Genomic DNA, 21,957 nt, shown 5'->3' on the forward strand with positions numbered 1-21,957 from the left:
TCATGGACTTCTCTGCCTTCGACTTCCAGAGCCGCCATGTGTTCGCCGCCGGCGGCTCCAGCGGCATCAACTTCGGCATCGCGCAGGCCTTCGCCCGTGCCGGCGCGCGCGTCACGGTGCTCAGCCGCTCGGCCGACAAGGTGGCCAGTGCGGCGCAGCAGCTCGAAACGCTGGGCACCGAAGCGCTCGGCATCCCGGCCGACGTGCGCCAGCCCGAGGCGCTGGAACGCGCCTTCGCGCAAGCCGCGCAGCGCTTCGGTCCCATCGACGTGCTGGTCTCGGGCGCCGCGGGCAACTTCCTCGCGAGCGCGCTCGACATGTCGCCCAACGCCTTCAAGACGGTGGTCGACATCGACCTGCTGGGCAGCTTCAACGTCGCGCGGCTGGCCCATGCGCACCTGCGCCAGCCCGGCGCCTGCGTGATCCAGATCTCGGCCGGGCAGGCCTTCATCCCCACGCCCTTCCAGGCGCACGTGTGCGCGGCCAAGGCAGGCGTGGACATGCTGACGCAGGTGCTGGCGCTGGAGTGGGGGCCGCAGGGCATCCGCATCAACTCCATCGTGCCCGGCCCCATCGCCGACACCGAGGGGCTGAAGCGCCTCGCGCCCACCGACGAGACGATGAAGGCGATGGCGCAACGCGTGCCGCTCAAGCGCCTGGGCCGGATCGAGGACATCAGCCGCATGGCGATGCTGCTGGCCAGCGACTGGGGCTCGTACATCACGGGTGCGGTGATTCCCGTGGATGGCGGGCTGGCCTTGACCGGGCCGCGAGACTTCACGGCCGCGGCGGCCGCGTCGAAGCGGGAGACGGCATGAGCCTTCACCTGGCCAGCACGCAGCGCGAGGAAGGCGACAAGCCGCGCAGCGGCCCGCAGCGCTACGTGCCCTTCTCGGAGCATCTGGGCCTGCGGGTCGAACGCACCGAAGGCGGTGAATCGCTGGTGTCGGTGGAACTGCGCCCCGAACTGCTGAACAACCACGACAGCGGCCACGGCGGCGTGTTGATGACCCTGCTCGACAGCGCGATGGCGCATGCCGCGCTTTCGCGCGTGGACTACGCGCGAGAAGTCGTCACCGTCGACATGCACATCGCCTTCATGCGGCCCACCAGCGGGCGGCTGCAGGCGCAAGGGCGCGCCACCGGCGGCGGGCGTTCGGTGTGCTTCTGCGAGGCCACCGTGATCGACGCCGGCGGCGAGGTGGCGGCGCGCGCCATGGGCACCTTCCGCTACCGCGAACCCACGTGAGCGTTTCGGCCAATCGTTTTGGACCGATCCGCGATTGTTGAATCCCGCGCGGCAGCCGAGACTTCTCTTCATCGTCACACATCTCATCCAGGAGCTTCCATGACACGTCAGCAGCGCCCCGTCCATGTGGTCGGCGTGGGCATGATCCCCTTCACCAAGCCCGGCGCGAGCGACCCGTACACCGTGATGGGCGCGCGCGCGGCGAAGCTCGCGCTCGACGATGCCGGCGTGGACTACGCGCTCGTGCAGCAGGCTTACGTGGGCTATGTCTACGGCGACTCCACGGCCGGGCAGGCGGCGATCTACGGCGTCGGCCTCACCGGCATCCCGGTCTTCAACCTCAACAACAACTGCTCCACCGGCTCGAGCGCGCTGTTCCTCGCGCGCCAGGCGGTCGAGAGCGGCGTGGTCGAATGCGCCATCGCGCTGGGCTTCGAGCAGATGCAGCCCGGCGCGCTCAAGGGCGCGTACGACGACCGGCCTTCGCCGATGGGGCGCTTCGCCGAGGTGATGACGCACAAGCAGGGCTTCGTCCCCGATGCGCCGCGCGCCGCGCAGTTCTTCGGCGGCGCCGGCCGCGACTACATGGCACAGCACGGCATCCGCCGCGACACCTTCGGGCGGATCTCGGTGAAGGCGCGCCAGCACGCCGCCCGCAATCCGCTGGCAGTATTCCGGCAGACGCTGACGCTGGACGAGGTGATGGCTGCGCCGCTGGTGTTCGATCCGCTCACGCGCTTCCAGTGCTGCCCGCCCACCTGCGGCGCGGCCGCGGCGATCGTGTGCTCGGCCGAGTTCGCGAAGAAGCATGGCCTGGACATGCGCGTCGTGATCGCGGCGCAGGCGATGACGACCGACACGCCCTCCACTTTCGAGAGCGGGGACATGCGCAAGCTGGTGGGCTACGACATGACCGCCGCCGCGGCGAAGCAGGTGTACGAAGCCGCCGGCATCGGCCCCGAGGAGCTGGACGTGGTGGAGCTGCACGACTGCTTCACCGCCAACGAGCTGATCACCTACGAGGCGCTGGGACTCACGCCCGAGGGCACGGCGGAGCGCTTCATCGTCGAGGGCGAGAACACCTATGGCGGCCGGGTGGTGACCAACCCCTCCGGCGGCTTGCTCTCCAAGGGCCATCCGCTCGGCGCCACAGGCCTGGCCCAATGCGCGGAGCTGGTGTGGCAGTTGCGCGGGCAGGCGGAGCAGCGCCAGGTAGAGGGAGCACGGCTCGCCTTGCAGCACAACCTGGGCCTCGGCGGCGCCTGCGTGGTCACGCTCTACCAGAGCCAGCGATGATCGATCGCCGCCACATCGGCCACACGCTGCCGCCTTTCCAGGTGCCGGTGGAAGCGGGCCGCCTGCGCTTCTTCGCCAAGGCCACCGGGCAGACCGATCCGGTCTACATCGACGAAGCCGCGGCGAGCGACGCGGGGCATCCGGGCCTGCCGGTGCCGCCCACCTTTCTCTTCTGCCTGGAGATGGAAGCGCCCAACCCGGCGGCGATTCGCGAGCTGCTGGGCATGGATTACCGCAGCCTGCTGCATGGCGAGCAGGGCTTCACGTACCACGCGATGGCCTATGCGGGCGACACGCTGCGCTACCGGCAGCGCATCGCGGACATCTACGACAAGAAGGGCGGCGCGCTCGAGTTCGTGGTGCGTGAGACCCGTGTGAGCAACCAGCGTGATGAGCTGGTGGCGGAGCTGCGCTGCGTGACGGTGGTGCGCAATGCATAGAAATGCTCACCGCCGCCTGGGGCGGGATCAGGCCGGCGGGGCGCGCTGCTCCGTTCGTGTCCCCCGTCGGCCACCCGCCGCCCTCGGCCCGCCCCCGCCCTCAACTCAAAGGCCTTCAGCAATGACGACAACCACCCTCCCCGCCTGGGACGTTCTGAAGCCAGGCGACACCCTCCCCCCGCTGGAACTGCCGCCCATCACCCGCCTCGCACTGGCGCTGTACTGCGGCGCCTCGGGCGACCACAACCCCATCCACGTAGACACGGACTTCGCCCAATCCGCCGGCATGCCCGACGTGTTCGCGCACGGCATGTTGTCGGCTGCCTGGCTGGGCCGGCTGCTGACGAACTGGGTCCCGCAGTCGGCGATCCGTTCGCTGGACATCCGGTTCGCCGCCATCACCCACGTGGGCGAGCGCATCACCTGCACCGGCAAGGTCCACGAGAAGTTCGAGCACGAGGGCCGGCGCTGTGTGCGGCTGCACATTGCCACGGCCAACCAGGACGGCATCACCAAGCTGAGCGGCGAGGCACTCGTCGCCTGGCACTGACACAGGACCAAGGAGAGACACCCATGAACCGCAAACTCGAGAACAAGGTCGCCATCGTCTCCGGCTCCGGCCGCGGCATCGGACGCGAGATCGCGCTCAAGCTGGCGAGCGAAGGGGCCCGCGTCGTCATCAACGACCTCGACGCCGAGCCGGCCGCGCAAACCGTTGCCGAGATCGTGGCCGCGGGCGGCAGCGCCATCGCCTGCGCCGGCAGCGTGACGGACGGCGGCTTTGCCGACCGCTTCGTGCAAGCGGCTGTCGACGCTTACGGCGGCCTGGACATCATCGTCAACAACGCCGGCTACACCTGGGACAGCGTGGTGCAGAAGATGAGCGACGAGCAGTGGGAGGCCATGCTCGCCGTGCACCTCACCGCGCCCTTCCGCATCCTGCGCGCGGCGTCCAACTTCATCCGCGATGCCGCCAAGCGCGAGGCCGACGAAGGCCGCGAGGTGTTCCGCAAGGTGGTCAACATCTCGTCCACCTCCGGGGTCTACGGCAACGCGGGCCAGGCCAACTACGCGGCGGCCAAGGCCGGCATCAACGGCCTGACGAAGGCGATGGCCAAGGAATGGGGCCGCTACAAGGTCAACGTCAACAGCGTCGCCTTCGGGCTGATCAAGACCCGGCTGACCGAAGCGGACGCCAGCGCCGGCGCCAGCATCGACATCGAAGGCCGGCAGATCAAGGTGGGCGTCAACCCGCAGATCCTGAAGAACGCCGAGGCGCTGATTCCGCTGGGCCGCGGCGGCACGCCGGAAGAAGCGGCCGGGGCCGTGTACATGTTCTGCATCCCGGAGTCGAACTACGTCAGCGGACAGGTGCTGGTCTGCGGAGGCGGCCGGCCGTGAACGCCAGCCGGCCGTGGATGACCGAGGAGCTGCAGATGCTGCGCGACAGCGCGCGCCGCTTCTTCGAGCGCGAATGCGCGCCCCACGAGATGCGCTGGCGCGCGCAGCAGCACGCCGACCGCGACATCTGGACGAAGGCCGGCCGGGCCGGCCTGCTGTGCGCAAGCATCCCCGAGGCATACGGCGGCGGCGGCGGCAGCTTCCTGCACGAGGCGGTGATCTGCGAGGAGCAGATGCGCGCCATGGCGCAGGGCTTCAGCAACAACGTACACAGCGGCATCGTCGCCCACTACCTGCTGGCCTACGGCACCGAAGAACAGAAGCGCCGCTGGCTGCCGCGCATGGCCACCGGCGAGCTGGTGGCGGCCATCGCGATGACCGAGCCCGGCGCCGGCACCGACCTGCAGCGCATCAAGACGCAGGCGCGGCGCGATGGCGGCCAGTGGCGCATCAGCGGCAGCAAGACCTTCATCACCAACGGGATGCACGCCGGCCTGGTCTGCGTCGCCGCGAAGACGGATGTGCAAGGCGGCGCCAAGGGCATTTCGCTGCTGATGGTGGAGACCGAAGGCACGGCGGGCTTTCGCCGGGGGCCGCTGCTGGACAAGATGGGCCAGAAGACGCTGGACACCACCGAGCTCTTCTTCGACGACGTGCGCGTACCCGCCGAGAACCTGCTGGGCGGCGAGGAAGGCGGCGGCTTCGCGCAGCTCATGAACCAGCTGCCGCGCGAGCGCATGCTCATCGCCGTCGGCACGGTGGCGAGCATGCAGCGCGCGATCGACGACACGCTCGAGTACGTGCGCGACCGCCAGGTGTTCGGCCAGCCCCTGCTGAAGATGCAGAACACCCGCTTCAAGCTGGCCGAGTGCGAGACGCAGGCGCAGGTGGCGCGCGCCTTCGTGGACGACTGCATCGCGCGCCTGATGCGCGGCGAGCTCGACGTGCCGACCGCCGCGATGGCCAAGTGGTGGACCACCGACGCCTGCTGCCGCATCGTCGACGAATGCCTGCAGCTGCACGGCGGCTACGGCTTCATGAACGAGTACCCGATCGCGCGGCTCTACGCCGACATGCGCGTGGGCCGCATCTACGGCGGCGCCAACGAGGTGATGAAGGAACTCATCGCCCGGGCCATGGAGAAGCAATGATGGTGAGCGCCGCACGGCCGCCCGAAGGCGCGAAGGCCCCCCTGGGGGGCAGCGACCCACACGCAGTGGGGGAGCGTGGGGGCACTGTTCCCGAACGTCCGCATTTCCGCTTCTGGCCCAAGGGCGTCGCGCGCGAGCTGGTCGTGCCGCAGACGACGCTGCCGGAGGTCCTCGAGCTCGCGGCGCGGCGCTATCCGGACAAGGCGGCGATCGTCTACTGCGGCAGCGTCGTCCGCTATGCCGAGCTCCAGCGCCACGTGGCCGCGATGTCGGCCTGGCTGCGCGACGCGCTCGCGCTGCGGCGCGGCGACCGCGTGCTGGTGGCGAGCCAGAACTGCCCGCAGTTCGTGATCGCCTGCTACGCCATCCTGCGCGCGGGCGGCGTGGTGGTGCCGGTCAATCCCATGAGCAAGGCCCAGGAGGTGCGCTACTACGCCGAGAACAGCGGCGCGCGCATCGCCTTCGTGGCGCAGGAGCTGCTGGAGCACTTCGAGGCGGGCCTGTTCGACCGGATCGTCGTCCACGCGTACAGCGAGGCCGTGGGCGACAGCGCCGGCGACGAGATCCCGGACTGGGTGCTTGCACCGCTGCGTCCGATCTCGCGCGCGGACTGCACCGGCTGGGACAACGTGCCGGCAGCCGGCGATGGCATCGATGCGGAGGTTCGCCCGGCGGACCTCGCCATCCTTCCCTACACCTCCGGCACCACCGGCCACCCCAAGGGCTGCATGCACACGCACCAGACGGTGATCGCCTCGCTGGCGGCCTCGCACATCTGGAAGGGCCTGCATTGCGAGACGGTGGTGCTCGCGGTCGCACCGCTGTTCCACATGCTCGGCTTGCAGAACGGCATGAACATGCCGATCTTCCTGGGCGGCACCTCGGTGATGCTGCCGCGCTGGAATCCGGCCGTGGCAGCGCGCCTCATCGAGCGCCACCGCGTGACCGCGTGGACGGCCCCGCCGGCGATGATCCTGGACTTCTTCGCGGAGCCCGAGGTGGCGCAGCGCGACATCTCCAGCCTGACCCTGCTCTCCGGCGGCGCCGCGGCGATGCCGGAAGCGGTGGCAACGATGATGCAGCAGCGCTGGGGCATCACCTACAACGAAGGCTACGGCCTGACGGAGACCGCCTCATTCCTGCAGGCCAATCCGCTTGCGCGCGGCAAGCGCCAGTGCCTGGGCATCCCGGCGCAAGGGGTGGACACCCGCATCGTGGACCCGGAGACGCTGCAGGAGCTTGCGCAGGGCGAGGTGGGCGAGCTGGTCACCCATGCGCCGCAAAACACCGTCGGCTACTGGCGCAACCCGCAGGCCGACCGCGAGGCCTTCTTCGAGCTGGAGGGCAAGCGCTTCTTCCGCACCGGCGACCTCGCCTACATGGACGAGGAAGGCTACTTCTTCATGCGCGACCGCCTCAAGCGAATGCTCAACACCTCGGGCTACAAGGTCTGGCCGGCCGAGGTGGAGAACATGCTGTACGAGCACCCGGCCATCCACGAGGCCTGCATCATCGGCGTGCCCGACGCACGACAGGGCGAGGCGGTGAAGGCGATCGTCTCGCTCAAGCCGGGCTTGCGCGGCGAGGTGCAGGCCCAGGACATCGTCGATTGGGCGCGCGGCCGCATGGCGGTCTACAAGGCGCCCCGCTTCGTGGAATTCATGGACGCCCTGCCCAAGTCGGGCACCGGCAAGATCCTCTGGCGCGAGCTGCAGGAGCAGCATCGCGCTGCTGCACGGAAGGAATCCTAATGATTGAGACCCCGGTTCGCTACGAACGCCGCGGCACCACGGCCGTCGTCACCCTCGACGACCCCGCCACCCGCAACTCGCTCACCCCCGCCCTGAAGGAGGGCCTGGCGGCCGCCATCGCACGGGTCAAGTCGGACAGCGGCGTGCGCGCGGTGGTGATCGCCGGCGCCAACGGCGCCTTCTGCGCGGGCGGCGACCTGCGCGGCATCGCCGCCGCCGGCGCACTCGAAAGCGACGGCTTGCGCGCCCGCATGCACGGCGCGAACGCGATCTTCCGCGAGCTGCTGTCCCTGGATCGCCCCGTGATCGCCGCGGTGGACGGTGCGGCCTACGGTGCCGGCTTCAGCCTGGCGCTGGCGGCGGACTTCGTGCTGGTGACGCCGCGTGCCCGCTTCTGCATGGTCTTCATGCGCGTCGGGGTCATCCCGGACTGCGGCGCCACCTACACGCTGCCACGCATCGTCGGCGCGCAGCGCGCCCGCGAGCTGTTCCTCTCGGCCAGGGAAGTGGACGCACGGGAGGCGCTGGCGCTCGGCATCGCCATGGAGCAGCACGAGCAGGCCGCGCTGCTGCCGCGCGCGCTGGCCCTGGCGGACAGCTTTGCCGGCGCCTCGCCGCTGGCCGTGGGCCTGGTCAAGCGCATCGCGCTCGACGCGGGCGCCATGGAAGCCGCCTTCGCGGCCGAGGCCGACGGCCAGGCGCTGTGCTTCCAGACCACGCTGCACCGCAAGGCGCTGCAGCGGTTCTTCGACAAGGAGCCGCCGGCCTTCCAGTGGCCGGCGCACACGGACAAGGAGTGAAAGCATGAACAGGATGGTGGAGAACAAGGTGGTTGTCGTCACCGGTGCCGGCGGCGGCATCGGCCGCGACATGGCGCTGGCCATGGCGCGCGAAGGCGCGAAGGTGGTGGTCAACGACATCGGCGCCTCGGTCGGCGGCGAAGGCAAGGACGAAGGCCCGGCGCAGGCCGTGGTGCGCGAGATCGAGGCCTTCGGCGGGCAGGCCGTGGCCAGCACCGACAGCGTGTCGGAGCAGGCTTCCGCGGCGCGCATCGTCGGCACAGCGCTGGAGGCCTTCGGCCGCCTCGACGTCGTCGTCAACAACGCCGGCATCCTGCGCGACCGCTTCTTCCACAAGATGAGCGCCGACGAGTGGGACGCCGTCATCAAGGTGCACCTGTACGGCACGTTCTACGTGAGCCGAGCCGCCGCCCCGCATTTCAAGGAGCAGGAAGGCGGCTGCTTCGTACACATGACCTCCACCTCCGGCCTGATCGGCAACTTCGGCCAGGCCAACTACAGCGCGGCGAAGCTCGGCATTGCCGCGCTGTCCAAGTCCATCGCGCTCGACATGCAGAAGTTCAACGTGCGCTCCAACTGCATCTCGCCCTTTGCCTGGAGCCGGATGATCGGCTCCATCCCGACCGAGACGCCCGAGGAGCAGGCGCGCGTCGACCGCCTGAAGCAGATGACGCCCGCCAAGATCGCGCCGCTGGCCGTGTGCCTGGCCAGCGATGCCGCGAAGGACGTCAACGGCCAGATCTTCGCGGTGCGCAACAACGAGATCTTCCTCATGAGCCAGCCGCGGCCGGTGCGCTCGGTACACCGCAGCGAGGGCTGGAGCCCGCAGACCGTGGCCAGCCATGCGCTGCCCGCCTTGAAGGCGAGCTTTCACGAGCTCGAACGTTCCGGCGACGTGTTCAGCTGGGACCCGATCTGAGGACGCCCATGACGACGCATACCATCGAGGAAGGCGCCACCGGCGTGCAGGCCTTCCACCAGCGCGAGCTGGACGCCGGCCGCCTCCTGCTGCAGTGCTGCGGCGCCTGCAGCCGCCACGTGTACTACCCGCGCGAGGGCTGCCCGCACTGCGGCAGTACCGCGCTGGAGTGGAAAAGCTTCAACGGCCTCGGCACCGTGCATGCCGTGACGACCGTGCGGCGCAAGCCCGCCGACGGAGGCGATCTCAACGTCAGCCTGATCGATCTCGACGAAGGCGTGCGGCTCATGAGCCGCGTGGACAACCTGGCGCCCCAGGCGGTGCGCATCGGGCAGCGCGTGCAGGCGCGGGTGCAGGTGAAGGACGGCCGCGGGCTGGTGCTGTTCGATGCGATCGAAGGAGGCGCCGCATGAGGACCAGTCTGGGCGCCCTGCGCGGCAGCGCCGCGATCGCCGGCGTCGCCACCTTCGGCTGCGGCGAGACGCCCGGCTTCACCGACATGGAACTGCTGGCGCGCTCGGCGCACGCCGCCGTGGCCGACGCAGGGCTGACGATGCAGGACATCGACGGCCTGTGCACCGCCAGCGCCGCCGCCGCGATGTGGGCCCTGCCGGTGGTCGAGTACCTGGGCCTCAACCCGCGCTACATCGACGGCACCATGCTCGGCGGCAGCAGCTTCATCGCGCACCTGCTGCCCGCGATGCATGCCATCCGCTCCGGCCAGTGCAGCGCGGTGCTGGTCTGCTACGGCAGCGCGCAGCGCAGCGCCGCCTTCGGCCGGCGCGAGATCGTGGCGGCGCGCCGCTTTCTCGATCCGCAGCCCTACGAGCATCCCTACGAGCCGATGCTGCCGGTGTCGGCCTACGCACTGGCTGCCTCGCGCCACATGCACGAGTTCGGCACCACGCGCGAGCAGCTCGCCGACGTGGCGGTGGCGGCGCGCGCATGGGCGCGGCTCAATCCGGAAGCCTTCATGCGCGAGGCGCTCACGCGCGAGCAGGTACTGGCCTCGCGCATGGTGTCGGACCCGCTGACCGTGCGCGACTGCTGCCTGGTCACCGACGGCGGCGGCGCATACGTGCTGGTGAGCGCCGAGCGCGCGCGGGACCTGCCGAGGAAGCCGGTCTACGTGCTGGGCAACGCGACGGCGGTGTGGAACCGGCAGATCTCGGCGATGAAGGATCTCAGCGTCACGGCGGCCAGCCAGTCGGGACGCGAGGCCTTCGCGATGGCGGGGCTGACGCCCAAGGACATCGACGTGGTGCAGCTCTACGACGCCTTCACCATCAACACGCTGCTGTTCCTGGAAGACCTGGGCTTCTGCCCCAAGGGCGAGGGCGGCCGCTTCGTGGCCGACGGCGCCATCGCGCCCGGCGGGCGCCTGCCGGTCAACACCAACGGCGGTGGACTGTCGTGCGTACATCCCGGCATGTACGGCATCTTCGCGCTCATCGAGGCCGTGCGGCAGCTGCGCGGCGACTGCGGCGAGCGGCAGGTGAAGAACGCGCGCACCGCCATCGCGCACGGCAACGGCGGCATGTTGTCCAGCCAGGCCAGCGCCATTCTCGGCACTGCCGACGCCCTTTGAGGAACCGACCATGATCCGCGACCCCGAAACCCTCGACGCCCTGCTCGACGCCGTCAACCGCTTCGTGCGCGAGCGCCTGGTGCCGGCCGAAGCGCAGGTGGCCGAGACCGACGAGATTCCCGACGACATCGTGCGCGGGCTGAAGGAGCTGGGCCTCTTCGGCCTGACCGTGCCCGAGGCCTACGGCGGCCTGGGCGTGACGATGGAAGAGGAGGTGATGGTGATGCTGGCCATGGGCCAGACCTCGCCCTGCTTCCGTTCGCTCTTCGGCACCACGGTGGGCATCGGCTCGCAGGGCATCCTCTTCGACGGCACCGAGGCGCAGAAGAAGAAGTACCTGCCGCGGCTGGCGACGGGCGAGCTGATCGCCTCCTTCGCGCTGACCGAGCCCGAGGCCGGCTCCGATGCGGCCTCGCTGCGCACCACCGCCATCCGCGAGGGCGACCACTACATCGTCAACGGCACCAAGCGCTTCATCACCAACGCGCCGCATGCCGGCATCTTCACGCTGATGGCGCGGACCGACCCCGAGGACAAGGGCGCCGGCGGCGTCTCGGCCTTCATCGTGGAGGCGGACACGCAGGGCATCGCCATCGGGAAGAAGGACCGCAAGATGGGCCAGCGCGGCGCCCACACGGCGGATGTGATCTTCGAGAACTGCAAGGTGCCCGCTGCACAGCTGATCGGCGGCCGCGAGGGCCAGGGCTTCAAGACGGCGATGAAGGTGCTGGAGAAGGGCCGCATCCACATCGCCGCCATCTGCGTCGGCGTGGCCGAGCGCATGCTGCGCGATGCGTTGAACTACGCGGTGGAGCGCAGGCAGTTCGGCCAGCCCGTCGCCGAGTTCCAGCTGGTGCAGGCGATGCTGGCCGACAGCCAGGCGGAGATCTACGCCGCCCGCTGCATGGTGATCGATGCGGCGCGCCGGCGCGACGAGGGCCGCGAGGTGTCGACGGAAGCATCGTGCTGCAAGCTGTTCGCCTCCGAGATGTGCGGCCGCGTGGCGGACCGCGCGGTGCAGATCTTCGGCGGCGCGGGCTACATCGCCGACTACGGCATCGAGCGCTTCTACCGTGACGTGCGCCTGTTCCGGCTGTACGAGGGCACGACGCAGATCCAGCAGATCGTGATCGCCCGCAACCTCGTGCGCGAAGCGATGCGTTGAGTTTTTCCCACCATCAAGAGGAGACAAGCCCATGAAGAAGACATCGATGATGCGCAGGCTCTGCGTGGCCGCCGGCCTGGCGGCGCTGCTGGCCGCACCGGCCGCGGCGCAAGCCCCCTACCCGAGCCAGCCACTGAAGCTGATCGTGCCCTACCCCGCCGGCGGCGCCACCGACACCCTGGCGCGCACGATCGGGCAGAAGCTGCAGGAAGCCTGGGGCCAGACCGCGCTGGTGGAGAACCGGCCCGGTGCCGGCGGCACCATCGGCAACGGCTTCGTCGCCAAGGCGCCGGCCGACGGCCACACCGTGCTGATCGGCATCACGGCGTTGATCCAGCAGCAGTCGCTGATGGAGAAGCTGCCCTACGATCCGCTGAAGGACCTGGTGCCCGTCACCATGATCGCGCGCAGCCCGAGCATGCTGGCCGTGCCGCTCGACTCCCCCGCGAAGGACCTGAAGAGTTTCATCGCGATGGTGAAGGCCAGTCCCGGCAAATACAACTTCGGCAGCTACGGCGCCGGGACCTCCTCGCACATCCAGGGCGCGCTCTTGAACATGCAGGCCGGCATCGACCTGGTCCACGTGCCCTTCCAGGGCGCCGCGCCACTGGTCACCAACCTGGTCGGCGGGCAGCTGGCGTCGGCCTTCATCGACAGTGCCAGCGCCCGGCCGCACCTCAAGTCCATGCGACCGCTGGCGGTGACCGGCACGCAGCGCATGCCCGGGCTGCCCGACGTGCCCACCTTCGCCGAGCTGGGCTACCAGTCCTTCGATCCCTACGGCTGGTTCGGCGTGTTCCTGCCGGCAGCGACGCCGGCGCCGGTGGTGCAGAAGCTGTCGGACGAGATCGACCGCATCCTGCGCCTGCCGGAGGTCACGGCCAAGATCGAGGCACTGGGCCTGCAGGTGGGGGGCGGGAAGCCGGAAGAGTTCCAGAAAGTGGTGCGTACGGATGCGGCGATCTACGCCCGGATCATCAAGGACGCGAACATTCGGCTCGCGCCTTGATCATTGCCCAGACCGCGGCCGAGATGATGGGGGTGCCGCTGGAGCGGGTCGTGGTGCGGCTGGGCGACTCGAGCTTCCCGGTCTCGGCGGGATCGGGCGGCCAGTGGGGCGCCAACAGCTCGACGGCCGGCGTCTATGCGGCCTGCGTCAAGCTGCGCGAGGCCGTCGCGCAGAAGCTCGGTCTTGCGCCGGGCGATGCCAGCTTCTCGGACGGCATGGTGCGTGCCGGGAATCGCGCGGTCTCGCTCGCGGAAGCGGCGCGCAGCGGCGAGCTCGTGGCCGAAGACGCCATCGAGTTTGGTGACCTCGGCAAGAAGTACCAGCAGTCGACCTTCGGCGCGCACTTCGTCGAAGTCGGCGTGGATGCCCTGACCGGCGAAATCCGCGTGCGGCGCATGCGAATGCGATCTACAACGCCACCGGGGTGCGGGTGCGCGACTATCCGATCACGCTGGACAAGCTGCTGGAGCGCTTGCCTGCTTCGGCGTGATCGAACGTTGCCGTTGCCGCAGGGCGTTGATGCACGGGGGCCGACGAAGCGGTGCGGGTGCGCTAGCGGCGGTGATGCAAGGTCTGCGCGCCGCGGAAGGCGGTCCGCGGTCCGGGCTCATACTGGGGCGGTCGCCGCTTCGCGCCGACTCCGCTGCGGTGCTCGTCTGGGGGCGGCGCCGCGGAACTCGCTACGCGCTCCTTCGGCGCGCTTCGCTCAAACAGCCGCGGCGAGTCAGATCACGAAGCGCGCCTGTCCTTCGGCAGGCGCGCCCGCCCCCAGACTGCGCTCCTCGCCGCCCCAGAAATCGCCCGGCCCGCAGACCACCTTCCGCGGAGGAGACGGTGGGGTTGATCTGAATACCGGGGCCCCGGTCCTCCGCGCCCAGCGCTTGGGTGTTTGGATGTTTGGATGTTTGGGGATACCGGCACAACGTATCCCGCAAAGGTGCTCGCGGGTCCGCTGCGGCGCGCCTCTGTGGCGCCGAGGAGCGGAGTGTCGCCGGCCGCACGCCTGCCGAAGGACAGGCGTGCTTCGTGATCTGACTTGCCGCAGCTGTTTGAGCGTAGTGAACGAAGTGAACGGAGAGAGTTCTGCGGCAGGCCGGCGACGCGAGCACCGCAGGGGAGTCGGCGCGAAGCGACGACCGCCACAGTGGCGCGCCGCAGCGGACCCGCGGGCGCCTTTGCAGCGCGCAGGCCCATGAGCGCTCCTAGATCTTTTTGACCAAGAGTTGGTACCAGTCACTCAGCAGCGATGCCCGCACGGTGGGCCAGCGCCCGGTAGCGCGAGATCTCCGACTCCATCAGGCTGCGAAACGGCGCCGCGCCGATCATCACGGGCTCCATGCCTTGCGCACGGAACTGGTCCTGCAGTGCCTTGTCTGCCATTGCAGCACCGACCGCAGCCGTGAGCTTCTGCAGCACCGGCGCCGGCGTGCCCGCAGGCGCGGCCAGCCCGTACCAGGCATCGAAGGTGGCGTCCGGCAGCTTGAGCTCGGTCATCGTCGGCACCTCCGGCAGCATGCTGGAACGCGTCGTGCCCACGATGGCCAGGGCGCGCAGCTTGCCGGCGCGCACGTGCGGCGCGACCGTGGCCACGGTGTCGATGCCCATCTCGATCTCGCCGCCGATCAGGGCGACCGCGCTCTGGCTACTCCCCTTGTAGGGCACGTCCTGGAGCTTCACGCCGGCTGCCATCGCGAACAGCTCGCCGGCCAGGTGCGGGCCGGAGCCGCTGCCGAAGGTGGCGTAGCGGATGCCTTGGGGTTTGGCTTTGGCGGCAGCGGCCAGCTCCACCACGCTGCGCCAGGGCGAGTTGGCGTTGACCACCAGCACCAGCGGCGCCTTGGCGATGATTGCCACAGGCGCCAAGTCTTTCAACGGGTCGTAGGGCAGGCGGGCGCGCAGCGCCGCATTCACGCTGTAGGTGGACGAGCCCGAGACCAGCAGTGTGTAGCCGTCCGGCGCCGCCTTGGCCACTGCGTCGGCACCGATGAGGGTGGCCGCGCCGGGCTTGTTGTCGATCACCACCGGCTGGGCCAGCCGCTCGGCCAGCTTCTGGCCCAGGCCGCGCGCCACGATGTCGGTGCCGCCGCCGGGCGGGAAAGGGACGACCAGCTTGACGGCCTTGGCTGGCCATGCGTCGTTGGCCTGTGCGAGGCAGGCCGCCGAGAGGAGGGCGACGGCGGCAAGGGCGTGGGCAAAGGGCTTCATGCGGAGGGTGGCTTTCAGGTGCGGGGAGCGGTGGGAGCGGTGGAGGAAGCGGCATGCCACGGCGTGTTCGCCGCTGCGTCGCCGAGGTCCCAGTAGAGACCGGCCATGATCTGCAGCCCTTCGCGGGCCAGCGGCGCCAGCAGGTGTTCGTTGGGCGCATGCTGTGCGCAGGCCGGGTACGAGTGCGGCACCCACAGCGTGGGCAGGCCCAGCAGGTCGGCGAAGACGTCGTTGGGCAGCGAGCCGGCCAGGTTCGGCAGCAGGTCGGGGCGCTGGCCGGTGCTGGCCTCGATGGAACTTTGGGCCCAGCCGACCCAGGGGTTGGCCAGGTCCAGACGTGTCGCCGCGCCTTCGAGCGTGACCTGGACCTCGACCTGCTCGAATCCGTGCGAATCGAGGTGCGCGCGCACGATCGCCGCGAGATCGCGCCACGGCGTGCCCACCACGAAGCGCAACTGGCAATGCGCCACCGCCTCGCCCGGTATCGCATTGACCGGGCGTTGCGGCGAGCCCGCGCCGAGGGCGAGCACCTCGATCGTGTTCCAGGCCATCAGGCGCTCGGCAGGGCTCAGCCCGGGCTCGCCCCAGCCGGCATCCAGCGCGGGGTCGTCGGCGCCGCCGCCGATCGCGATGTCGGCCAGGGCCTCGCGCACCGAAGGCGGGATGCCCTGTGGCCGAAGCGCTCTCACCAGGATGCGGCCCTTCGCATCCACCAGCGTCGCGACCGCATGGCTCAGCACCGTGGCCGGGTTCGCGAGCACGCCACCCCAGTTGCCCGAGTGATAGCCGCGCGGCCGCGCGCGCAGCCGCAGACTGAAGTTGACCGCGCCGCGCGAGCCGAGAAAGAGGGTGGGCCGCTGCGCACTCACGCGCGGCCCGTCGCAGGCGATCAGCAGGTCGGCGCGCAGTTTGCCGGCCTGTTGCACGCAGACCTCGTGCAGGCCGGGCGATGCCGCTTCCTCGCCCATCTCGAGCAGCAGCGTCACGTTGTAGCCGAGCCGGCCGCCGCGGGCGCGGATCACCTCTGCCATCGCGCCGAGGTTGATGCTGTGTTGCCCCTTGTTGTCGGCGGTGCCGCGGCCGTACCAGCGCTCGCCCTCGACCGTGAGCGTCCAGGGCGCGAGCCCCTCGCGCCACTGCGCATCCTGGCCGCTCACCACGTCGCCGTGGCCATAGCTCAGCACCGTGGGAAGCCCGGCGCCTTCGACGCGGCGCGCGATCAGGAAAGGGCCGCCGCCGGGCACCGGGTTGTCGATCACCTCGCACTCGAAGCCGAGCTGCGTGAGCGCCGGGCTCATTTCCTCGCGCAGGTAGGCGCCGAGCGCCGGCGGTGCGGTGCCGGTGTCGCTCTCGGTCCGGAAGGCGACGCGCCGCTGCAGGTCGGCGAGGAAGCGGCCGTCGTCGAAATAGGAGGCAGCCGCGGAGAGGCAGTCGTGGCGTTGCATGGGGGTCTTGTGTTCGGGTGATGACAGGGTTGCAAGTAAAAGGCCAGATCGTCGTTGCGGGAACCACCGATTTCGCAAGCTACCATTGCCTTCAAGGCAACGCTGGCACCGCACCCCATGGCCACCTCCATCCTCAGCATCCCGATGCGCTATTTCATGGAAGTGGCGACCCGCGGTTCGGTCAGCCAGGCGGCGGCGCGGCTCTATGTCGCTCCCTCGGCGGTCAGCCGGCAGATCGCCAAGCTGGAGGACTCGCTCCAGACCCCGCTGTTCGAGCGCAAGGCGCGCGGCATGACGTTGACCCAGGCCGGCGAACGCCTGGCCGCGCATCTGCGCACGACGCAGGTGGACACCGAGCAGGTGATCGAGCAGGTGCGCGGCATCGGCGGCCGCGAGGCGGGCCGCGTGCGCGTGGCCTGCACCGAGGGCTTTGCGGTGGGCTTCATGCCGGAGGTGATGCGCAACTTCCGCGCGGCGCATGCGCAAAGCCGCATGCAACTGCACGTCGGCGCGCCGGACGAAGTCAGCGCGCTGCTGGCCCGTGGCGATGCCGACATCGCGCTCAAGTACGCGGTCGCGCCCGAGCCGGGCTGCCGCATCGAGCATTCGGCGCCGGCGCCGGTGTTCGCGCTGATGGCGCCCGACCATCCGCTGGCGCGGCGGCGCGCGGTCAGCGTGGCCGAGGTGGTGCGCTATCCGCTGGCCGTGGGCAGCCGCGGCGTCACTGCGCGCCAGCTCTTCGACCTGAGTTGCAGCGTGCAGGGGCTCGGCTATGAACCCGCCTTCGTCAGCAATTTTTCTTCGGTGCTGCTGCCGCTGGTGCGCACGCCCGAGATCGTGCTGGCGGGGCTGCTGACGGCCGTGCACCTGATCGAGAACGGCACGCTGGTCGCGCGGCCCTTCGTGGAAGCGCAGATGCAGCAGCGCCGCCTGCAGGTGCTGTCGCTCGAGGGGCGCACGCTGTCGCCGCTGGCGCGTGCGCTGGTGCAGCAGCTGGTCGCCGCCATCGGCAGCGGGGGCAAGCGCAGGCTGGGACGTGCCCGCGCGTCCCACGCCTCGCGCGGCTGAGCCATCTGTGAGCGATCACCCCCAGCAGCGGGAGCGGGGATCAGGAACTTCAGCCGCGCGGTAGGCGACCTGAACTGCTCGAAGGTAGGGGCAGCAAATATCGGTGCGGCTTTTGTCGGCGTGCTCACTCGGCATGCCGGAAGGGGCTGCGCTCCCCCAGGTGGTCGAGGTAGTTCGCGATGCCTTCGTCCTCGCGCTCGAGAAAGCGCTCCACCGCGTCGGCGAAGGCAGGATGGGCCAGCCAGTGCGCGCTGGTGGTCTTCGCCGGCATCAGCGCGCGCGCCATCTTGTGCTCGCCCTGTGCGCCGCCCTCGAAGCGCTGCACGCCGTGCTCGATGCACCAGGCGAGCGGCTGGTAGTAGCAGGCCTCGAAGTGCAGGCAGTCCACGCGCTCGAGCGCGCCCCAGTAACGGCCGTAGGCGACCGAGGCATCGGCGGACAGCGCGATCAGGCTGCTGGCGATGGGCTTGCCGCCGCGCTCCGCGATGAACAGCAGCCAGGCCTCGGGCAGGTCCTCGGCCATGCGGCCGAAGAACTCGGGCTTCAGGTAGGGCGGGTTGCCGTGCTCGCGGTAGGTGCGGGCATAGCAGCGGTAGAAGAAGTCCCAGTCGGCTTCGCGGATGTCGGCACCGCGCAACCAGCGGAAGCGCACGCCGGCGTCGTGCACCTTGCGGCGTTCCTGGCGGATCTTCTTGCGTTTGTCGTGGGAGAGGCTGGCCAGGAAAGCCTCGAAGTCCTTCCATTCCCCGTTCTTCCAGTGGAATTGCACCGTGTGTCGAAGCATGAGGCCAGCATCGGCGCAGGCCTCGATGTCCTCGTCGGCGCCGAAGAGCAGGTGCAGCGACGACAGCTCTTCTTCCTTGCACCAGGCGACCAGCGCCTGCACCAGCAAGGCGCGGCTGGCGGCGTCCCGCGCCAGCAGGCGCGTCCCCGGCACCGGGGTGAAGGGCACCGCCACCACGGCCTTCGGGTAGTAGGCCAGCCCATGCTGCTGGTAGGCGTTGGCCCAGGCCCAGTCGAACACGTACTCGCCGTAGGAGTGGCCCTTGAGGTACATCGGGCAGGCCGCCATCAGCTCGCGGCCGCGCCAAAGCGTGAGGAAGCGCGGCGCCCAGCCGCTCTGGGGCGAGGCGCTGTCGCTCTGCTCCATGGCGTCCAGGTAGGCATGGCGCATGAAGGGGGAGGGCGCGGCCTGCGCGGCCAGCAGGCTGTCCCAGGCGGCGGCGTCGATCTCGGAGGCGGCGCCGTGGATGCGGACGACGGGGTCGGTCAAGGGCGTGCGTTCCGTCAGCGGCTGCGGGGGCCGGTGGTCTCGGCAATGTAGATGCCGCCCAGCACCAGGGCCAGCGCCACCGCGTGGTAGGCCGACAGCGGCTCGCCGAGCACGAGCACCGCCAGCAGCGGCCCGAAGATCGGCACCAGGTTGAGGAAGACGCCCGCCCGGGCCGGGCCGATCAGGCCCACCGCATGGATGAAGGTGACCTGCGAGATGAAGGAGGGCAGCAGCCCGACGAACAGGATCAGCGCCCAGCCCTTGGGCGTGGGGACGAAGAAGTCGCCCATGGCGATTTCCGCCGCGAGCAGCGGCACCGACACTAGGCAGGCGACCGCCGCGGTCGCCGCGAAGAAGACGATGGCCGGCACGTCCGGCCGGCGTCGCAGGCCCAGCGCATAGGCGGCATAGAGCAGGCTGGCCGCGATCATCCAGACGTCGCCGATGTTGAAGCCCAGTGCCGCCAGCTGCGCCGGATGCCCGCTCGAGGCCACCACCACGATGCCCGCGAGCGTGATCGCCACGCCCAGCAGCTGCAGCCCGCCGATGCGCGTGCGGAAGAAGAGCAGGCTGCCGAGCAGCACCAGCACCGGAATGGTGCCCTGGATGATCGCGATGTTGATGGCCGTCGTGTGATGCGCCGCGGCGTAGAAAAGCGCATTGAAGCCGGTGAAGCCCAGCGTGCCCATCAGCGCGATGAAGCGCCACGAAGGCAGCAGGGGGCGCCAGTGCCGGGCGATCTGCTGTCGTGCGCACAGGCCGAGGGCCAGGCAGCAGACGATCCAGCGCGAGAAGGTCAGCATCATCGGGGAGACCTCGCCCACCGCGAGCCGGGCGGCAACCGCGTTGGCGCCCCAGATCAGCGTGGTGAACACCAGCAGCACGTAGGCTTGGTTGTGGAGCCAGGGGAAGAAGGAGGAAAAGAAGCCGGGGGATGAAGAACCTGGGCGCATGGCCCGCCGAGCGTAGCAGCCCCTGCGATCGGGCGTGCGGCTCAGCGTCCCAAGCCATCGGCACGCGGGGGCGAATGACATAATCTTTTCGAACCCCTGGCACGCTACATGCTGCGCGACGAGGGGCATCGCGGGCATCCGGGTAGGCCATCGCGGCGTCGGCGCCGATTGGCGCTACCCTATCGCGAGCAAGTTCAACGAAATCGCCGGAAGAAAGAGACCTATGAAGCAAATCACCGCCATCGTCAAACCGTTCAAGCTCGACGACGTGCGCGAGGCGCTGGCCGAAGTCGGCGTCACCGGGCTCACCGTCACCGAGGTCAAGGGCTTCGGCCGGCAGAAGGGGCATACCGAGCTCTATCGCGGCGCCGAGTATGTGGTCGACTTCCTGCCGAAGATGAAGGTCGAGGTGGTGGTCAACGAGGCCGATCTGGACCGCTGCGTCGACGCCATCGTCACCGCCGCGCGCACCGGCAAGATCGGCGACGGCAAGATTTTCGTGACCAGCGTCGAGCGCGTGGTGCGCATCCGCACCGGCGAGGAAGACGAGCAGGCCGTCTAGGCTTTCAGAGCACTTCGGCGAGCTTGTCGCCGCGGGGGTGGCGGCCGGCTTCCTCGATCAGCGCCTCGAGCAGGGCCGGCGCTTCGTCCCCCGACCGGATCAGCCCCATCTGCCATTCGCCCATGAAGCCCTCGCGCACGCTATGCGCCAGGAAGTCGAGCAGGCCGGCGTAGTAGCCCGCCACATCGAGGATGCCGATCGGCTTGTCGTGATAGCCGAGCTGGCGCCAGGTCCAGATCTCGAACAGCTCCTCGAACGTGCCGATGCCGCCGGGCAGGGCAACGAAGGCGTCGGCGCGCTCGCCCATCATGGCCTTGCGCTCGTGCATGGTGTCGACCACGTGCAGCTCGTCGCACATCGGGTTGGCGAGCTCCTTGTCGACCAGGGCCTTCGGGATGATGCCGACCACGCGGCCGCCGGCGGTGCGCGTCGCCTCCGCCACCGTGCCCATCAGGCCGGTGCGGCCGCCGCCGTAGACCAGCTGGCCGCCGTGTTCGCCGATCCAGCGGCCGACCGACTGGGCCACCGCCGAGAACTCCTGCCGCTCGCCGGGCCGCGAGCCGCAATAGACGCAAATCGAAAAAGTAGGGGTCATGCCCGGATCATGCCGCCATCGAATGACGCTCGGCTTGCACGCCGGCGTGTCTTGGGCGCAGGGCCTATCCCGCGAAGCGGTGCCACAGCGCGGCGAACCACACGCCGCAGCACAGGATGATGGACAGCAGCACCGCGGCGCTGCCCACGTCCTTGGCGCTCTTGGAGAAGGAATGCCATTCCGGGCCCACGCGGTCGATGGCCGCCTCGATGCCGGTGTTGAGCAGCTCGACGATCATCACCAGGACGACCACCGCCGCGAGCAGCGCGGTCTCGACCCAGGTCCGGCCGATCCAGAAGGCGGCCGGCAGCATGACGATGGCGCACAGGACCTCCTGGCGGAAGGCAGCCTCGCCCCAGCCGGCGCGGAAGCCATCCAGCGAGATCAGGGTGGCGTGCCAGATGCGGTTCAGGCCGCGCCGCGACTTCTGCGGATTGACGGGGTTGTTGACGGTGCTCATCGACGGCTCATTGGAAAACCTTCGCCTTCGGCTACGGTGCGAGCGCCTTCGGGCGGCCGGGCGGCGCTCATGGGTTTGGAGGGGATCAGGCGGGTGCCGGCCCAGGCGTCGTGCCAGAACTGGCGTTCGGGATGAAAGCGCGAGAGTAGCGCCCAGACGACCACCCAGCCGAAGATCAGCACGGCGGACTCGCCGCCGCCCAGCTTGAAGGGCGCGATGGCGGCCAGCGGCGGCAGGAACCAGATCCAGGAGAGCAGGTAGCGCAGCAGCGCGCGGCCTTGGGTGACCGGGCGGCCGAGCCGGTCGACCATGCGGATGCCCCAGGTCTTCATGGCCAGGGTCTGGCCCTTGGACCAGAACCAGACGAAATAGACGCCGAACACGACGAACAGGAAGGCCTGCAGCAGGTGCCGGCGCGAGTCCATGGCGTCGCGCATCTGGCCCAGCGTGCTGAAGAGCCAGCCGGCGACGAACACCACGGCGAACAGCAGCATGCCCTCGTAGAGCCAGCAGGCCATGCGCCGCCACAGGCCGGGCGCGCTCAGGCCGGCAGGAGCGGCGGGGGCGGAGAGATCAGGAAGGGGCGTGGCGCGGGCACCGGCGCTGTCGGGGGGACTGGAAGCCATC

Annotated in this window: 23 protein-coding genes and 1 pseudogene; 17 read left to right on the forward strand and 7 right to left on the reverse strand. The window is 69.7% G+C overall.

Annotated elements, in window-relative coordinates; genetic code table 11:
* The first annotated feature begins 2 nt into the window (after window positions 1-2).
* The 15 genes and pseudogenes from AC3A6X_RS04245 to AC3A6X_RS04315 all read left to right on the forward strand — a co-directional run.
* On the forward strand, window positions 3-818 hold the full coding sequence (locus tag AC3A6X_RS04245; protein ID WP_487840950.1) for an SDR family oxidoreductase: 816 nt from the start codon (window positions 3-5) through the stop codon (window positions 816-818).
* Entirely contained in the window at window positions 815-1,249 is a 435-nt protein-coding gene (locus AC3A6X_RS04250; protein WP_487840951.1) for a PaaI family thioesterase, read from the forward strand. The genes AC3A6X_RS04245 and AC3A6X_RS04250 overlap by 4 nt, the downstream gene beginning before the upstream one ends.
* Before the next feature lie 99 nt (window positions 1,250-1,348).
* Window positions 1,349-2,545 (forward strand): lipid-transfer protein, encoded by a 1,197-nt coding sequence (locus AC3A6X_RS04255; RefSeq protein ID WP_487840952.1) that lies wholly within the window; start codon window positions 1,349-1,351, stop codon window positions 2,543-2,545.
* A complete protein-coding gene (locus AC3A6X_RS04260) occupies window positions 2,542-2,985 on the forward strand; it encodes a MaoC family dehydratase N-terminal domain-containing protein (protein ID WP_487840953.1) in 444 nt (147 codons plus the stop codon). The genes AC3A6X_RS04255 and AC3A6X_RS04260 overlap by 4 nt, the downstream gene beginning before the upstream one ends.
* 121 nt (window positions 2,986-3,106) lie before the next feature.
* Complete coding sequence (locus AC3A6X_RS04265) at window positions 3,107-3,535, forward strand: MaoC family dehydratase (protein WP_487840954.1); 429 nt, start codon at window positions 3,107-3,109, stop codon at window positions 3,533-3,535.
* Window positions 3,536-3,558: 23 nt separating this feature from the next.
* Complete coding sequence (locus tag AC3A6X_RS04270; RefSeq protein ID WP_487840955.1) at window positions 3,559-4,386, forward strand: SDR family NAD(P)-dependent oxidoreductase; 828 nt, start codon at window positions 3,559-3,561, stop codon at window positions 4,384-4,386.
* 17 nt (window positions 4,387-4,403) lie between these two features.
* On the forward strand, window positions 4,404-5,537 hold the full coding sequence (locus AC3A6X_RS04275; RefSeq protein ID WP_487841099.1) for an acyl-CoA dehydrogenase family protein: 1,134 nt from the start codon (window positions 4,404-4,406) through the stop codon (window positions 5,535-5,537).
* The gene (locus AC3A6X_RS04280) at window positions 5,534-7,288 is read left to right on the forward strand and encodes a long-chain-fatty-acid--CoA ligase (protein WP_487840956.1); all 1,755 of its coding nucleotides are present in this window, start codon (window positions 5,534-5,536) and stop codon (window positions 7,286-7,288) included. Before AC3A6X_RS04275 ends, AC3A6X_RS04280 begins: the two co-directional genes overlap by 4 nt.
* Window positions 7,288-8,088 (forward strand): enoyl-CoA hydratase/isomerase family protein, encoded by an 801-nt coding sequence (locus tag AC3A6X_RS04285; protein WP_487840957.1) that lies wholly within the window; start codon window positions 7,288-7,290, stop codon window positions 8,086-8,088. Before AC3A6X_RS04280 ends, AC3A6X_RS04285 begins: the two co-directional genes overlap by 1 nt.
* Before the next feature lie 13 nt (window positions 8,089-8,101).
* Entirely contained in the window at window positions 8,102-9,007 is a 906-nt protein-coding gene (locus AC3A6X_RS04290; protein WP_487841100.1) for an SDR family NAD(P)-dependent oxidoreductase, read from the forward strand.
* A gap of 8 nt (window positions 9,008-9,015) precedes the next feature.
* Window positions 9,016-9,420, forward strand: a complete 405-nt coding sequence (locus tag AC3A6X_RS04295; protein WP_487840958.1) for a Zn-ribbon domain-containing OB-fold protein — start codon at window positions 9,016-9,018, stop codon at window positions 9,418-9,420.
* A complete protein-coding gene (locus AC3A6X_RS04300) occupies window positions 9,417-10,595 on the forward strand; it encodes a thiolase (protein WP_487840959.1) in 1,179 nt (392 codons plus the stop codon). Before AC3A6X_RS04295 ends, AC3A6X_RS04300 begins: the two co-directional genes overlap by 4 nt.
* A gap of 10 nt (window positions 10,596-10,605) precedes the next feature.
* The gene (locus AC3A6X_RS04305; protein WP_487840960.1) at window positions 10,606-11,760 is read left to right on the forward strand and encodes an acyl-CoA dehydrogenase family protein; all 1,155 of its coding nucleotides are present in this window, start codon (window positions 10,606-10,608) and stop codon (window positions 11,758-11,760) included.
* 31 nt (window positions 11,761-11,791) lie between these two features.
* Window positions 11,792-12,769 (forward strand): Bug family tripartite tricarboxylate transporter substrate binding protein, encoded by a 978-nt coding sequence (locus tag AC3A6X_RS04310; protein ID WP_487840961.1) that lies wholly within the window; start codon window positions 11,792-11,794, stop codon window positions 12,767-12,769.
* A pseudogene (locus tag AC3A6X_RS04315) lies at window positions 12,769-13,167 on the forward strand (molybdopterin cofactor-binding domain-containing protein); the annotation flags it as partial. The gene AC3A6X_RS04310 and the pseudogene AC3A6X_RS04315, both read left to right, overlap by 1 nt.
* 835 nt (window positions 13,168-14,002) lie before the next feature.
* On the opposite strand, the gene AC3A6X_RS04320 reads toward AC3A6X_RS04315, so the two are convergent.
* Both AC3A6X_RS04320 and AC3A6X_RS04325 read right to left on the reverse strand, forming a co-directional pair.
* The gene (locus AC3A6X_RS04320; RefSeq protein ID WP_487840962.1) at window positions 14,003-14,974 is read right to left on the reverse strand and encodes a Bug family tripartite tricarboxylate transporter substrate binding protein; all 972 of its coding nucleotides are present in this window, start codon (window positions 14,972-14,974) and stop codon (window positions 14,003-14,005) included.
* A gap of 14 nt (window positions 14,975-14,988) precedes the next feature.
* A complete protein-coding gene (locus AC3A6X_RS04325) occupies window positions 14,989-16,419 on the reverse strand; it encodes a M20 family metallopeptidase (protein ID WP_487840963.1) in 1,431 nt (476 codons plus the stop codon).
* Between the two features lie 117 nt (window positions 16,420-16,536).
* On the opposite strand from AC3A6X_RS04325, the gene AC3A6X_RS04330 reads away from it, so the two are divergent.
* The gene (locus AC3A6X_RS04330) at window positions 16,537-17,487 is read left to right on the forward strand and encodes a LysR family transcriptional regulator (RefSeq protein WP_487840964.1); all 951 of its coding nucleotides are present in this window, start codon (window positions 16,537-16,539) and stop codon (window positions 17,485-17,487) included.
* Between the two features lie 124 nt (window positions 17,488-17,611).
* On the opposite strand, the gene AC3A6X_RS04335 is transcribed toward AC3A6X_RS04330, so the two are convergent.
* Window positions 17,612-18,760, reverse strand: coding sequence for a GNAT family N-acetyltransferase (locus AC3A6X_RS04335; protein WP_487840965.1), 1,149 nt, complete (start codon window positions 18,758-18,760; stop codon window positions 17,612-17,614).
* Between the two features lie 14 nt (window positions 18,761-18,774).
* On the reverse strand, window positions 18,775-19,713 hold the full coding sequence (locus AC3A6X_RS04340) for a DMT family transporter (protein WP_487840966.1): 939 nt from the start codon (window positions 19,711-19,713) through the stop codon (window positions 18,775-18,777).
* 223 nt (window positions 19,714-19,936) lie between these two features.
* On the opposite strand from AC3A6X_RS04340, the gene AC3A6X_RS04345 reads away from it, so the two are divergent.
* The gene (locus AC3A6X_RS04345; protein WP_309961367.1) at window positions 19,937-20,275 is read left to right on the forward strand and encodes a P-II family nitrogen regulator; all 339 of its coding nucleotides are present in this window, start codon (window positions 19,937-19,939) and stop codon (window positions 20,273-20,275) included.
* Window positions 20,276-20,279: 4 nt separating this feature from the next.
* Here AC3A6X_RS04345 and AC3A6X_RS04350 read toward each other — a convergent pair whose 3' ends face one another.
* From AC3A6X_RS04350 to AC3A6X_RS04360, 3 genes are all read right to left on the reverse strand, one after another.
* Entirely contained in the window at window positions 20,280-20,870 is a 591-nt protein-coding gene (locus AC3A6X_RS04350) for an LOG family protein (protein ID WP_487840967.1), read from the reverse strand.
* Window positions 20,871-20,934: 64 nt separating this feature from the next.
* The gene (locus AC3A6X_RS04355; protein WP_487840968.1) at window positions 20,935-21,330 is read right to left on the reverse strand and encodes a diacylglycerol kinase; all 396 of its coding nucleotides are present in this window, start codon (window positions 21,328-21,330) and stop codon (window positions 20,935-20,937) included.
* The gene (locus AC3A6X_RS04360; RefSeq protein WP_487840969.1) at window positions 21,327-21,956 is read right to left on the reverse strand and encodes an RDD family protein; all 630 of its coding nucleotides are present in this window, start codon (window positions 21,954-21,956) and stop codon (window positions 21,327-21,329) included. The genes AC3A6X_RS04355 and AC3A6X_RS04360 overlap by 4 nt, the downstream gene beginning before the upstream one ends.
* Between the last annotated feature and the right edge of the window lies 1 nt (window position 21,957).

The organism is Variovorax sp. Soil_C_12, assembly GCF_057657375.1.